Raw genomic sequence first — 14548 nt, forward strand, 5'->3', positions numbered from 1 at the left:
CCTCTTTATCCAATTACGATATATCACTTATTTAAACGTTTTACTGAGCTCTTCATGCATTATTTCCACTATCATTTCTTGATCCTGGAAGGACAAATTAACTGAACTTGGTAGACAAAGTCCATTTTCAAACAATTTTTCAGATAAGCTCCCTCCATAATATGAAGTTTTATTGAAAATGGGTTGCGTATGCAGGGGCTTCCACAAGAATCTACTTTCTATCCCTTTCTTCATTAATGAATTCCTTAACTGATTGTTGGAAAAACCTGTTTTCTCCTTGTCGATCAATATTGCGGTAAGCCAGTAATTAGATTTGGATTCTTTGCCCTCAGTTTGGAAGCTTATTCCTACAAAATCCTTTAACAAGCTTCTATAATTTGCATTAATAGCTCTTCTTTTCCTTATAAAAGAATCTAATTGTTCTAGTTGGGCAAGTCCTATAGACGCTGCTAGATTATTCATTTTAAAATTATAACCAATTTCTAAGTGGTGATAATATGGCAAATCTTCTCTAGCCTGAGTGGACAAATGCTTCGCCCGCTGGATTAAGGCTGTATCATCAGAGATTAAAGCCCCGCCACCTCCAGATGTAATAATTTTATTGCCATTAAATGAAAAAACTCCTATTTCCCCAAAAGTTCCACAGCTTTTATCCAAATATTTACTACCAACAGCTTCTGCTGCATCTTCCAAAATAGGTATGTTGTATTTGGTAGAAATCTCCATGATTTCCCGCATTTTAGCAGGCATACCAAACAAGTGGACGACTACAATGGCTTTTGGTTTTTTTCCTTTAGATATTCTACTGAGAATAGTGTCCTCCAAAATTTCTGGACAGATATTCCAAGAGCTCTTTTCACTATCTACAAAAATTGGTGAAGCTCCAAGATATACTATAGGATTTGCTGAAGCGCAAAAAGTAAAGGACTGACATATTACCTCATCACCTGCACCTATTCCTAAGAGAACCATTGCCAAATGCAAAGCAGAAGTTCCTGAGTTCAAAGCGACACATTCGTGTGACTTTAATCTTCTTGACAATTTACTTTCAAACTTATTAATGAATGAACCAAAAGTAGCTATATGTCCAGAACTTATAGCCTGTTGAGTATACAGGTTTTCGCTGCCTTTAAATACTGGAAAGGATAAGGGAATTTGTAAGGACATTCTATAGTTTTTGCTCTTGCTTATAAATATATCACAGATTTGTCAAACCACCATAGATCAGATTTTAATAAAAAAGGCTCCAGAGGAGCCTTTTTATATCTATAGTTTACTTTACTTGTTAATTTAAATTAAACGCTGACTCTCTAAATCCACTTTTATCAACTTTAATTTTTTTCTTTTGTTTATCTTTTAATGCTCTAATTTCCAACACCTTAGGCTGAACAGCTACTTTCTTTTTTACATATTTAACTGTAATGTTATCGAGTCGATATCCCAATACAATTGCAATTATTGATATTACTGGTAGTACCAGATGATCCGAAAAATCTCTTAAAATAAAAACCAAAAAAATGAATACAAACTGCAATCCTGCTAGTATCAAAGTTACTTGGTCATGTCGAAATCCCATTCTCATCAAGAAATGGTGAACGTGAGATTTATCCGGACTCATAGGTGCTTTACCCTGAGAAATCCTTCTAGTAAACACTCTAGCCATATCATAAAGAGGAAACATCATCAGTGCAACGCCTATAGAAAAAACAGGTTCAAATTTCAGAAAACTGCCATCTGGAAGACCTGAATTTCTTTCCATAAAAGCAATAATTAATGCTCCCATGGTAAAGCCCAATGTTAGGGACCCCGTATCACCCATAAAGATTTTTGCAGGATGCCAGTTGAATACAAGAAAGCCTAGTATGCCTCCTAGAAATGCGAAGGATAAGAGTGCATAACTTTGCAATCCTTGAATCAGAAACCAAGATCCTAAAGATGCAAAAACTATACATGCCATGGTTCCAGCCAATCCATCCAATCCATCGATCAGGTTAAAAGCATTCGTCAAAGCAAGAAGAGTGAATGCAGAGAAAGCGTAGCTAATAATAATATTTAGCTCTCCAATCCCAAGAAATCCATGTAGATCTTTAATTCTAATATCTGAAGCAACAACCACTAAAGTAACAGCGACCATCTGTCCTAATAACTTATGAGTGGCTTTGAGTTCAATCATATCATCGCTAAGTCCCACAAAGAACATCAATCCTATCGCTCCAAGCAGGTATCTAATGTCTGGTAATGGAAATTGCCAGCCCCATATTGCAAGAGTGACACCAACCGCTACTACAAAAGAGATTCCCCCCATAGAAGGGATAAATGACTTATGGATTTTTCGACCTCCCGGTGTATCACCGATTTTCATCCTTTTCAGGAATTTGATCAAAATAGGGGTCAATAAAAGACCTACTGAAAATGCTGAAAGAGTAGCAAGTATAAAAAACATAAAGTAGTAGTTAAACTCTAGTTGGCTAGGACAAATTTAAGAAAAAACAATACAATACCCTTGCCATTAATGATTATATAATATTAAGCATGATTAGTTAAAAACTAGAAAATCTCAGACTTGTGGTATTATGCTAAAAATTCGGCATAAACTACATAAATAATACCTCAAAAAAGCAACCGTAGTATATGACCAAATTCACCATATACAAATCTTCCACGAACGGCATTTAAACAATTTCAAAAGCATTATCAAAATGTGGAAATATGGGTAAAACCGGTACATTTTGAAAGGTGCGATTGGTGAGAAAATGGATAAATTATAATTTTAAAGACCTAATTTACGCAGCCTCTATAAAATAAAATGGTTGAAGCAGATTATAAGTAATGAAAAAGGGTCTAGGAATAATAGATGCAGAAGTTTGCTCAGTCATAGCTCTCGGCTATTTATTCCAAAAATAAATCAAACTAGTCTGGGCTAAGAAGGAAGTCATGTTCTCTCCTACTGGAAAGTCGGGAGTGCTCTCAGGAGACAATTGCCACTGGTAATTGTTCGCATGGATAAACTGTAGCTTGGAACTGAGTAGTAAATTATCCCACTTTTTATCAAAGAGGAAGCCTATAGAGAGATCTACCCAGGGTTTTCTTTCAGTATCCTGCAGTTGGGCCTTGTAGTAAAAGTCTTGATTATTTGCCAAGCGCTCCAACTGAATCCCCATTTTATCCAGTCCATCAACTAAGGAGAACTCCACTGTCTGTACATTAGAGCCTACACCTATTCCTACCCCAAGTGCTTGTCCATAATTTGCGAAACCTCGAGCTCTAGTATGAGTATGCCAAGTCAACCCACCTCCCAAACCTCCATATCGAATATATCTATTTACAGACTCTTGTTGCTGAGTCATTTCACCCCGTACCTGAAGCACTTTATTTAAAAGAGGCAAATCAAATAGTTGGACAAATCCCAAGAGATAGGCTCTAGCATGTTCGGGACTAATTGTAAATTCCCTCCAATTTTTTGCATGATCTCTTCGTCCGAATTCAAAATACATTTCAGTTTTTGATTTGGGCAGGACAAAGCGACCAAAAATAGATATCTGTTGATCCTGACCATTGGCATCCTTATCAAAACCATAAGCATCCTTGGTAACTCCTGAAAAGACTGGCAGATATGTTAAAAATCCAGATTCCATGGATTCACTGTATTGTTGGAAAGTTCTGGTAAAGCCTACAAACAAGCCCGGAACCCACTTAGGATTGTAGGAAAGCATGAAGGCATTTAAATATTTCCAGTCATCTGAAAAGCTTCTAAAATATTGGGAATTCAATTCTGGGTATTGTGAAGGATCATAACCAGAATTTTTAAGTTTCCCTATGATTAGCTGAGTTTCAAAATTCCCAATAAAGGTATGAGCAGGCTTTGTAGTATTCACTGTAAAATGAGGAAACCCTTGTGAGTTATTCGAAAAAGTCAAGGCATTAAACTGCCCTGGTCCCCACCAGATATTCTCGGTAGCCGCACCTATTTCAAAGGCACCATATTGAAGGGAAAGTTTCGATTGTCCCCACCAAGTCTTAAAAAAACCTCCCTCACCAAAGCGGTCAGGGAAATCACCGTAATTCCAAAAGAAGAATTTATTCCTAATTTCTGAATTGGAAAAATTGTCCAGCCCAGTTCTAAAACCTTTATTTTGAGCAATAAGCAGTTCAGGCCTAAAAGTAAGGTTGATGAATTTATACTTTACCTCAACTCCACCCGAAAAATAGGTCTGAAAACCGGGATTAGGAATCATCCCATTATCTCCCCATCCATAGGGTCTTTTGGTGCTGAGACGTGTGGTATTAATTAATGGGCTTAGCTGGATAGAAATATCACTATCTATCAAGTTCGCTGAAAAAGGATAAAGGATGGAATCAGCCAAAATGGGCCTTAATAAGAATGAAGTGCTATTATTATATAGCGTATCTATTAATTGACCTCTACGGGCATTCTCTTCCAAAATCGGAAAATTAGCGGGTAGAGATTGAGCGAACCCAGTATTATTGAAGAAAAATAGAGTTGAAAAAACAACTACTAAAATTACTCTCATTGATATAGCGAAATGATTGTATTTATAATTCGAACTGAAGTTTTGCCATCCCACATAGGAATTCCCTGATATTGCTTCCAGTTACCCTCCATTAACTTAGAAAGTGCGGGCGCAACATTTTCTGGGTTGGTTCCTATTAATTCATTGGTACCCAAACTTATGGTCTCAGCTCTCTCCGTATTATCTCGTAATGTAATACAAGGAACATTCATCACTGATGCCTCCTCCGTAATTCCCCCAGAATCTGTAATGACTCCTTTAGCGTACTTTACTAGATAGTTAAACTCCAAATAAGATAAAGGTGGAGAAAAATGCAAGTTTGGATAGGCTATCCCCATCCCCTCTAAAATTTTAGCCGTCCTAGGATGAACTGGGAAAATAATAGGCATATTTTCTACCCCAGAAACAATAGCTTCAATTAAGCTTTTTAGCTTAGACTCTTCATCCACATTGGCAGGCCTATGCATGGTCATCACAAAATATTTTTGAGGCTCAAGCGTATCATACACATTTCCTGTTGGCTTGATCAACCTCTTTTGGTTTGCAAGCAAGGTATCAATCATGGTGTTTCCTACAAAGTGAATCCTATCCTCAGCTACACCTGCTGCTTTTAAATTAGCATTAGCTATTTCAGAAGTAGTAAAGAAATGATCCGTAATGCTATCAGTTACCATGCGGTTAATCTCTTCGGGCATAGATAGATCTCCAGAACGAATTCCTCCTTCAACGTGCGCTACATCAATCTGCAATTTCTTGGCAGCAATAGAACAAGCCAAGGTGCTGGTCACATCACCCACAACGATTACTAAATCAGGTCTGTTTTCCAGTAATTCCTTCTCGAAAGCGATCATAATAGAGGCAGTTTGTTCTGCTTGAGTTCCTCCTCCTCCTCCTAGATTTGCATTAGCCTCCGGGATATTAAGTTGTTCGAAAAAGTCACCAGACATCTTTTTATCATAGTGTTGTCCAGTATGCACCAGCCTGAAATCAATACCTATTCCGGCACTTTTCTGTTTTTGAATCTCATGAATGATTGGGGCAATTTTCATGAAATTTGGTCTTGCACCGGCAACTATGGTAAGATTTATCATTTTTAATTCTTTGTTAGTCAATGACCTTATTTAATTTAAGCAAGCTGAAAAAGTCATGAGCAAAATCAACATACTTATATTACAATACTGATTTAATGGTAGTTAGCATCTCCGCTGCGATTTTACTGCGTTCAAAATCGCTAGCCAATTTTCTACACCCTTCTTTGTAAACAGATTGGTCATACCTAGTAGTATATAAAATGTCAAGCGCTCTTTGAAACTCAATTGGGTTTTCAGGCTCAAAGCATACACCAGCTCCATATTTCTCTATTATACCCTTAGTCTCACCAGATAGTCCTAACATAATAGGCTTTTCAACTGCTGCAGCTTCAAAAATTTTGGAAGGAATAACAGTCAAAAAAGTATCTGACTTTTTCAAATTTACTAAAGCCACATCCATCAAATGCAAGTAATCAGAAACCTGTTCTTTCGGAACTGAATCTAGAAATGTAACATTACTGAGTGAAGCTTCTGATGCTCTATCCATCAAATTTTTTTTATTGGCTCCATCACCCATAAATAAAAATTGGACTTCAGGATATTTCTTTTCTAATTCAATCGCTTGATCCAAAACAAAATCTAGCCCATGGGCTAGGCCGTGCGTGCCTATATATGCCAATATAAACTTACCCTCAAGGTTCAAAGACTCTACCAAGTGTTCTGGTTTGTCGGCAGGAAAGTATTTACTTAAATCAACGCCATTTTTATGAATGCTAATCTTCTCGGGAGTGATTCCTCTTTGACTGATTTTTTCTTTAAACGCATCAGTGACTACAACTACTTTATCTGCAGATTTGTACATTCTCATTTCAATCCATTCTAAAAATCCTATCACGGACTTATTTGTCATAGCTCCAACTGCCACAATAGATTCAGGCCACAGATCTCGCACTTCCATGATCCACTTTTTCCGCTTAAAAAGACTTAACTGCCACGCAGACATAGCACTAAAAAATTGGGGAGAAGTTCCAATAATAATATCGGTTTTAATAAATAATCCATGTAGGAAAGAAGTTACTCCGAAACTTATGTAATCAAGAATTCTCCTAAAAGTCCCTTGATTAGAAGTAATATATGACCAAACTCGAATAACTCGTATTCCATCAATATTCTCTTCTTTTCTCCATGAGTTTGTATAATTATCAAATACTTCACCTTTGGGAAAGTTGGGAGCACAGGTAATCACTGTTATTTCATGACCAGCTTTCATCCATTCTATACAATGTTCGTACGTTCGGTTTGCAGGAGCATTAACTTCTGGAGGAAAGTTATCTGTGATAAAAAGAATTTTCATTAAACTGATTTTAAATAGGTAATCAATTGATCTTCAACTAGGGTTACTAAAAGGAACTTGGCTCCAACTAGTTTATTATAGCTTAAGCAATAATCATATTCCACTAACTGAATGTCAAGAGCTCCATCAAATTTCAGAGTTAACCTTTCAGTAACAATAACATTCGCACTATCTATAATTGATACTAAAATATCTGGATGAAAGTAGAATCTAACTTCTAATAACTGCCCTTGCATATAATTAGTAACTTGATCTGTAATACAAAATCCACTTGAATCTTTCTCAAAAGTTCGCTTATGAATTTGTTTACCAAATCCATCATGCTGAGCGGAATAACAATCATGAGTATCTTCTAGCAACTTCACCTTTGCTCTTTTTCCAACTCTAAACCCCGACCAAACACCCGATGAATTCTTTCGATCTATTGTTAAGGTATTATGAGCAAGTGTTGATCTTTCCCAACTTCTCCTTTCGGAAATATTATAAGTAGATATTCCAGGGTCAACTATAATAGGTGATTGCCCTTGATGTAAAACAAAGGAAAAAGTGTCTGCATGTGCATGACCCGGTTGGTAGGTAGGCTTGATTCCTTCCACATCGACAATCAATTTATAATCATCAACTTCTAATAGCCTGTATCCTGACTCCTTGAGTTTTTCAATTTTATACTCTAATCCAAGAGAATAACCAATTTCTTTTAAAACACTTGAAGACAGTGCAATTCCTTCAGTAGTATCATTGAAATGAGGCAAAGTCCCATTCGCAAATGTCATCTGATCTAACCAACCTAACATTAGCTCAGCCTTATCTTTCAATAGAGATTTAAGGAAATGATCTTCGGAAGTCAAATAATACGCTTCCATTACTCTAAAAAGAATAATCTGATGGTACATAGGCGCCAACTCAAAGTGCGCACCGTCTGGAAGAATCTGCTCCTCAAGTTCAGTTTTAAGTAATCTCTCAGCTTTACTAATCCAGTCTGCTTGGTTAAAATAGTTTGCCCCCATCCACAACGCAAAAGCATTTTCCAATAAGTGGTTTGCAAGAATATGGTATTCCAAATTTTGGGAAAGGTAATTTACCTCAGCCAAAACAAGTTTTTCAAATTCATTGCGAGTTTTTTCCTGAATTTGATTCGTCTCCAAAAAACGGATCATATTCATAATCCTTAATGAAACAGGATAAGGTTCGAGAGGAAGTGTACCAATCCAAAGCCAAGAATATAAATCTTTTATAACTGCGATTTTCTCTTCGCACGAAAGATTTTCTTGTTTAAAAAAATCAAGGTATTGAAGATTATAATTCCAGAGTTTTCCATGAGTTTGATCATTCCAGTTGATTTCAGAATTTGGATATTCCTTGGAAAGGTTTAGAAAATCAAATTTGTAACTGTTCTTCTCAATCTTTAAAAATGGATGAATTGAGGAGGTGGAAAAAAAGTCAAGTTTATTCTTTGGTGCAGCATCCAATTCAAAAGTAACTAAAGCACCTGTTTTTGAAAGTCTATTTCTTACCTGATATATAGCCTGAACAGGCTTAAGGTAAGAAAGAGTATGAAGAAGGATCTTAAATTTAGAAAACAACAGATTAAATTTTGTCAGCTACTAATGATGCAAAAGTGAGAATAATTTCTAAATCACTGACTTGAAGTTCTGTCTCCAAGTCAGTGAAAAATTATATTAATCTACGTTTACCCAAGCCCCTAACTTTAAACTTTCTATAGCAGCAAAACTTGCTTTGGTAGTATTCACCAATTCATCCATTGGTATGATTGGACTTCCTCCTTTTTGAACAGAATCGATTAAGAGGTTGAATTGATTCTGATGTCCTTTATCTTGACCGGAGGAAGCCGAACTGAAATTCTTAAATCCAAAACCTTTCAATTTTCTCCAGTTATCCATGATTAAAGTTCGTTCCTGATGATAGACTTCTACCCTTTCTTTGGAATAACTTTTTGATCCATTAGCGAAGTAATTGATCACCCCATTTGTTCCGTTTTCGTATTTGAGAAGAATTGTGGCATTGTCCGTATTTTCTTCAGGATTAACTCCCATCGCATTCATGCATACAGACTTAACCTTAGAACCCGAGAGATAAGTAATCAAATCAATAAAGTGACAAGCTTCACCAATGATTCTTCCCCCTCCCACTTCCATATCATGAACCCATACGTTTGGCGGAATAAGCCCTGCATTCATGGTCGCAATGATGTTCATTGGAGTATCTCCTGAACCCAAGGCCTTTTTCATCTGTATTGCCAGAGGTGCAAATCTTCGATTAAAGCCAACTGATACTGTTTTCCCTGACTCCTTATAAGCTTCAACTACTGCGTCCAACTCTTCTTGATTGAGTGCCAATGGCTTCTCCACAAACACATTCTTTCCAGACTTTAAGGCTTCAATTACCATTTTTGCGTGTGCATTATGGCGTGTAGTCACCAGAGCCAAATCCACTTCAGAATCTTGGAAAATTAATGAGTTGTCGGTTGTGGACTGAGCTACGCCATATTTCTTTGCGAGCGTAGTCCCTGACAATCCACCTGAGCTAGAGATGAACTTTAATTTTGCCTTAGTTTTCTTTAAACAGGGAAGAATCATCGCAGAGGTAAAGTTGCCTGCGCCTATAATTCCCACAGTCCCTTTTCCTGGTTCAAATACATTGGAAGAGATAGTTATAGCCCTCTTTGGTTCTCCTGATTTTTCTGGATAGACCAGAATTGAAGCAATGGATTTGCTTCCGGACATATCTCCATAAATGGACTCATATTGATCTAAGGGCACTCGCTCCGTGATCAAGGGTTCCACTACTATTACCTTCGAATCAATCGCATTTAATACGGCCTCAAAATTTCGCTTCTCTGTCCACCTCACATATCCCAAAGGATAATCCTGACCCTTTTGTTCGTAAGCCTCATCATATCTCCCTGGACCGTAGGAGCACGAAACTTGGAAAGTCAACTCCTTTTCAAAAAAGTCAGCTCTGGAAATATCCAAACCGATAACTCCGATAAGGACAATTCTTCCTCGCTTACGGGACATTTTAGCTGACTGGGAAATGATTTCATTACTTTTATTGGATGCTGTGATGATGACTGCATCGGCCCCTACTCCATTAGTGAAGCTATTTACAAAAGCCACCTGATCATTTCCTTCTCCAGGGTTAACAGAGGTAATTCCAAGCGATTCTGCCAAAGCAACCTTTGCAGAATCATAATCAAACCCTATTACTTGACAGCCGTTTGCCTTTAATAATTGAGCCGTAATAAGACCTATCAAACCTAAACCTACTACGACAACTGTTTCTCCAAATGTAGGGTTAGCCAAGCGAATGCCCTGAAGTCCTATTGCCCCTATCACTGTAAACGCTGCTTCTTCGTCAGATACGTTATCCGGGATTTTAGCAACTAGATTCTTTGGGATCGAAACATATTCCGCATGATTCCCATTGGAAGCTACGCGATCACCCACTGCAAAGTCCTCAACACCTTTTCCTACAGCAATTACCTTCCCCACATTACAATAACCTAAAGGTAAAGGTTGTCCCAACTTATTAAAAACAGCATTAACAGTGGGCTGTAGCCCATCAGTTTTCACCTTATTAAAAACCTCTTTAACCTTATCGGGTTGTTGTCTTGCTTTTTGTAAAAAATTGGCTTTCCCAAATTCAACGAGCATGCGCTCAGTTCCTAAAGACACCAGACTTCTAGAAGTTTGAATTAGTACTTGCCCAGGCTTTACTAAAGGAGCCGGAACTTCTTCCAAAATCGTATTTCCGTCTTTAAGGTCTTGTATGATTTGCTTCATTTCAAATTAATATTTTTATATAGTTCAAGAAGTTGAACAAAACCATTATCGATTGAACAACTAGAAATGTAGGGTTTAAAATTTATCAAATGTTTAATTAAATCATTTGAATCTAATTTTGTTAATTGAACTCCATAAGGTCTTTGTACAACATCACTAGCAATAACATTCTTATTTAGCATTAAAGCCTCTTTGACTGAGAGCGAATCTCCATCAGTTGTAGTGTACCTGATAAAACAATCAGATTTTTTTAAAACAGCATTAAAATCATGAGGAAAATTAATAAATAAAATATTCTCGGGAACTTTAATTCCCTTTTTAATTAAAAATTTATTATAATTCCCACTAGGATCAGAAATAATCAAATATTGATTATTAAGTTCACTTTCAGCAAATACATTAACTAATTCTAAAATTTGATATACTTCATTACCAAACTTATCATAGGAGACATCAAAAGCATTAGTGCAAAATATATATTGATATTCTGTAGACTTTACATTCAAGTATGTATTAAGATTATCTTCTAATGGAACTATAGATGATTGAGGTATGAAAGCTGATATTAGTTTTGTTTCACTATTTATTTTATAAGAAATATTAAAGCTATCAAAGTTAATAACTATTGGATAATTAGAAAACAAAATTGAAAGCTTATCTATAAGGTTACGAAACAGATTATATCTCCCTAGGTTACCATGAAATGTAAAAATAATTTTTTTTAACAGTAAACGACAATACAAAACGACAAAAAATCTAAAATAACTATTTGATGTGTGTAGGTGAACAACTTTTGATTTCCAAATAAGAATGAACAATTTAATTTTTGACTTCCTTTTTAAATCAAAATAAGTAAATTGTATAGTATTATCATCTTTCAAAGAATCTAAAAGTCTTTTTACGTGAATAGTAACACCACCAATTGGAGGTGGTGTTTTTCCAATTATAAGAAGATTACGTTTATGATACTTTTTCATTTTATTAAAAAATAAATTATATTTAATGATATTATACCGAACACGCTAAAAAAAATAATGTTTCTCCTTCGCATAGAGTCTAATTTGTAATAACACCAGATCGATAAAAGGTATATACTAGGATACATAGGGAATGCCCTACGGTGTGAGAATGTGTAGATACTACCTGCTAGAAAAAAAACAGTTAGAATAAGAAGCAACACAAATTCCCTTGGCATTAATTTTCTTATTTCTTTTCTAAATAATGAAAAAACTATAAAACTCCATAGTATTACATGAATTAAACTCACGATAACTTCATAAAATCGGAATGGAGAACTGCTTTTTTCTGACAAGTTATATAATACGCCAAATGTTGGAAATGGTTGAATTTGACTGAAAGTTACAACCGCAAGTTCCCTTAGCCCCATAGGAAGTGAGAGCAACTTTGTACCAAGCCCTGATGGATTATTCAATTCTTCAGAGTATCTATTATACACCTCATAAGTAGAAATTAATCTCTCATAATATTGAGATAATACAGGCATAAGAACAATGACTCCAATTACAACGACACCAATTCTCCACAATTGTATTCGTTTAAATATCAATATTAAAAAACCTAGTATAACGATTCCTGATTCTGGTCTAAACAAACTTGTAATAGCCGCAATCAGGATTACTTTCAGAATCCAATATCTGGTTTTATGCAATGTAACCTTGTAAGCTATGAGAAATAGTAGAGCAATGATAACATCCCTAACTAAAGTTGGAGTAAAAATTGGAATGAAGGAAAAGAATCCCAGTAGAACAGTCCATTTAATAGCTATTGCTTTACTAAAGTTTTCCAATAATATCACGTAAATTATTAATATTGAAACACTTCCAATAAATGAGTTTACAATAACATGAATGTATACATTATTATCATCTATAATATTTGCAATATAAGAATTGAGTCCTAAAAAAAAATTCCATCCAAATGTGTCGGAATACTTAATTGAAATATCGTTGAAATTTGCCATAAACTCAGAAAAATTGTCCGTGTTTCCAATGATATTTGACAATTCATAAAACGTTATGGAATCAAATGTGTGGTAAAAATCTGTGCTTGGATCTTGTACCAAAATTAAAGTCACTGTAATTCCCCAGAATGAATAAAATGCAAAAAAAGAGATTAAAATTATTTTTTTTTCCTGATTCAAAATTAAAAGTGTACCTAAGAAAAAACCTATAAAATATAGAAAAGGAGAGATCAATCCATTTTCAATCCAAAGGAAAATAAATAATATTAATAATAGCGCACTACTTAATATACCTGCTATCTTAATCTGTGTCATGAAGAAATTTATCGATCATTTTTGATACATCATATTTATCTCTAAAAATAGTCAAAGCATTGTTTTTCAACATATTAAGCTTAGCCTTGTCCGAATACAATTCTAAAATTACTTTTCCTAGTTCCTGATAATCTCCTGGGGTAATTTTAAACCCATTCTTGCCTTGTTGAACAATATCATTTACACCACCTAAATTGGATGAAATAACAGGAGTTCCACATGCCATCGATTCAATATACACTAATCCGAATGACTCTAAAAAACGACTTGGAAGCACAAAAAGATCTGCGATATTAAAATAATCGATCAATGTGTTTCGCTCTAAAAATCCAAGAAAAACAATATTATCTTGAACCGTCATGTTTATTGCGTGATGTATAAGATTATTTTTAAACAACCCGTCTCCAGCAATGAGTATTTTTAGTCGCGGTGTTTTTTCTTTAATATTTGCAACAGCTTGAATAAGTGTATCCTGTCCTTTCTTTTCAACGAGACGAGAAACTGAGAAAATGACAAAGTCATCCGATTGTAAATTCATAGTCTTTCGTAAGCTCAATCTTTCGCTTTCGGATTTGGGGTAAAAAATCTTAGATGAAATACCATGGGGTATGACTTTTAGATTAGATTGAAGCTCAGACATTAAATTGCGCCAAGAATCGTTTTCAGATTGACTCACTACAATTACAGCCTTTTGCAATGGTAAAATCTTTTTAATCTTTTGGGGAAGATTAAAGATCTTCATCATTGTAGATGGTTTTTCAAAATAATTTTCAAGTTCTCCCCCGTGCATTACAAATACGCCTTTTTTAACGTCTTTGCTTCTGATAAAAGGAAATAGTAATGCATATAATCTTTTTGACCTGCCATCATTGATTACAATAGTATCATAATTTTTCCTGAAGGCAGCACAGAGCAAAAACATGGATCGCAAGATAAAGTATCCTTTTTGTAATACATTCTTACTTTGCTTTGAAAGCAAAAGCAAATCAACAGAGATTTCTTTCGCGTTTAAACCATTGTAAAGTTCCTCTGCATATATTCCTGCACCACCAATTACCGGTAAATATTCGTAAGTAATTATTAGGATTTTTCTGCTTCCCATTTATTTAAGATATACTGATTAGTTTTTCCCCAATCGTTATTTATGACAGTCGGATTTCCTATTACTAACGAGTTTGCAGGAACATCAAAAGTCACGAAAGAGCTTGGACAAATATGACTGTTATTACCAATATGAATATTACCGACAATCACTAAATTGGTGCCAATCCAAACGTTATCCCCAATAGTTGGACAACCTTTTTTTTTACCTTCTGAAATTTGTCCTATAGTAACCCCAGGACTAAGATTACAATTGTCACCCAAAACACTTCTAACATTTACAATTACTGATCCATGATGGCCAATAAACAGTCCATATCCAATTTTTGTCTTTAATGGAATTTGGAATCCACACCATCTACTAAAAAATCGACTTATAAAAAAATAATCCAATATAAAGCGTTAGTTTTTGAAAATATAGAACCTAATCG

General features: G+C 35.3%; 11 protein-coding genes. All 11 read right to left on the bottom strand.

Annotated elements, in window-relative coordinates; genetic code table 11:
* Nucleotides 1-27: 27 nt before the first annotated feature.
* On the bottom strand, nt 28-1167 hold the full coding sequence (locus BM291_RS13295) for a DegT/DnrJ/EryC1/StrS family aminotransferase (protein ID WP_092898196.1): 1140 nt from the start codon (nt 1165-1167) through the stop codon (nt 28-30).
* A 118-nt stretch (nt 1168-1285) separates the two neighbouring features.
* Nucleotides 1286-2362, bottom strand: coding sequence for an MraY family glycosyltransferase (locus BM291_RS13300; RefSeq protein WP_245786868.1), 1077 nt, complete (start codon nt 2360-2362; stop codon nt 1286-1288).
* A 523-nt stretch (nt 2363-2885) separates the two neighbouring features.
* Complete coding sequence (locus BM291_RS13305; protein WP_092898200.1) at nt 2886-4532, bottom strand: capsule assembly Wzi family protein; 1647 nt, start codon at nt 4530-4532, stop codon at nt 2886-2888.
* The gene (gene wecB / locus BM291_RS13310) at nt 4529-5623 is read right to left on the bottom strand and encodes a non-hydrolyzing UDP-N-acetylglucosamine 2-epimerase (protein WP_092898288.1); all 1095 of its coding nucleotides are present in this window, start codon (nt 5621-5623) and stop codon (nt 4529-4531) included. The genes BM291_RS13305 and wecB overlap by 4 nt, the downstream gene beginning before the upstream one ends.
* A gap of 79 nt (nt 5624-5702) precedes the next feature.
* Nucleotides 5703-6917 carry a glycosyltransferase family 4 protein gene (locus BM291_RS13315; RefSeq protein ID WP_092898202.1) on the bottom strand — a complete coding sequence of 405 codons (1215 nt, stop codon included), beginning with the start codon at nt 6915-6917 and terminating at the stop codon, nt 5703-5705.
* A complete protein-coding gene (locus BM291_RS13320) occupies nt 6917-8500 on the bottom strand; it encodes an alginate lyase family protein (RefSeq protein ID WP_092898204.1) in 1584 nt (527 codons plus the stop codon). The genes BM291_RS13315 and BM291_RS13320 overlap by 1 nt, the downstream gene beginning before the upstream one ends.
* 96 nt (nt 8501-8596) lie before the next feature.
* On the bottom strand, nt 8597-10720 hold the full coding sequence (locus BM291_RS13325) for a bi-domain-containing oxidoreductase (RefSeq protein WP_092898206.1): 2124 nt from the start codon (nt 10718-10720) through the stop codon (nt 8597-8599).
* Entirely contained in the window at nt 10717-11697 is a 981-nt protein-coding gene (locus tag BM291_RS13330) for a glycosyltransferase (RefSeq protein WP_092898208.1), read from the bottom strand. The genes BM291_RS13325 and BM291_RS13330 overlap by 4 nt, the downstream gene beginning before the upstream one ends.
* A complete protein-coding gene (locus tag BM291_RS13335) occupies nt 11694-13016 on the bottom strand; it encodes a hypothetical protein (RefSeq protein WP_092898210.1) in 1323 nt (440 codons plus the stop codon). Before BM291_RS13335 ends, BM291_RS13330 begins: the two co-directional genes overlap by 4 nt.
* Nucleotides 13003-14118 (bottom strand): glycosyltransferase family 4 protein, encoded by a 1116-nt coding sequence (locus tag BM291_RS13340; RefSeq protein WP_092898212.1) that lies wholly within the window; start codon nt 14116-14118, stop codon nt 13003-13005. Before BM291_RS13340 ends, BM291_RS13335 begins: the two co-directional genes overlap by 14 nt.
* Nucleotides 14097-14510 carry a serine O-acetyltransferase gene (locus tag BM291_RS13345; RefSeq protein ID WP_217647321.1) on the bottom strand — a complete coding sequence of 138 codons (414 nt, stop codon included), beginning with the start codon at nt 14508-14510 and terminating at the stop codon, nt 14097-14099. The genes BM291_RS13340 and BM291_RS13345 overlap by 22 nt, the downstream gene beginning before the upstream one ends.
* Nucleotides 14511-14548: the final 38 nt, after the last annotated feature.

The organism is Algoriphagus aquimarinus (genome assembly GCF_900112005.1).
In the GTDB taxonomy this organism is placed as follows: domain Bacteria; phylum Bacteroidota; class Bacteroidia; order Cytophagales; family Cyclobacteriaceae; genus Algoriphagus; species Algoriphagus aquimarinus.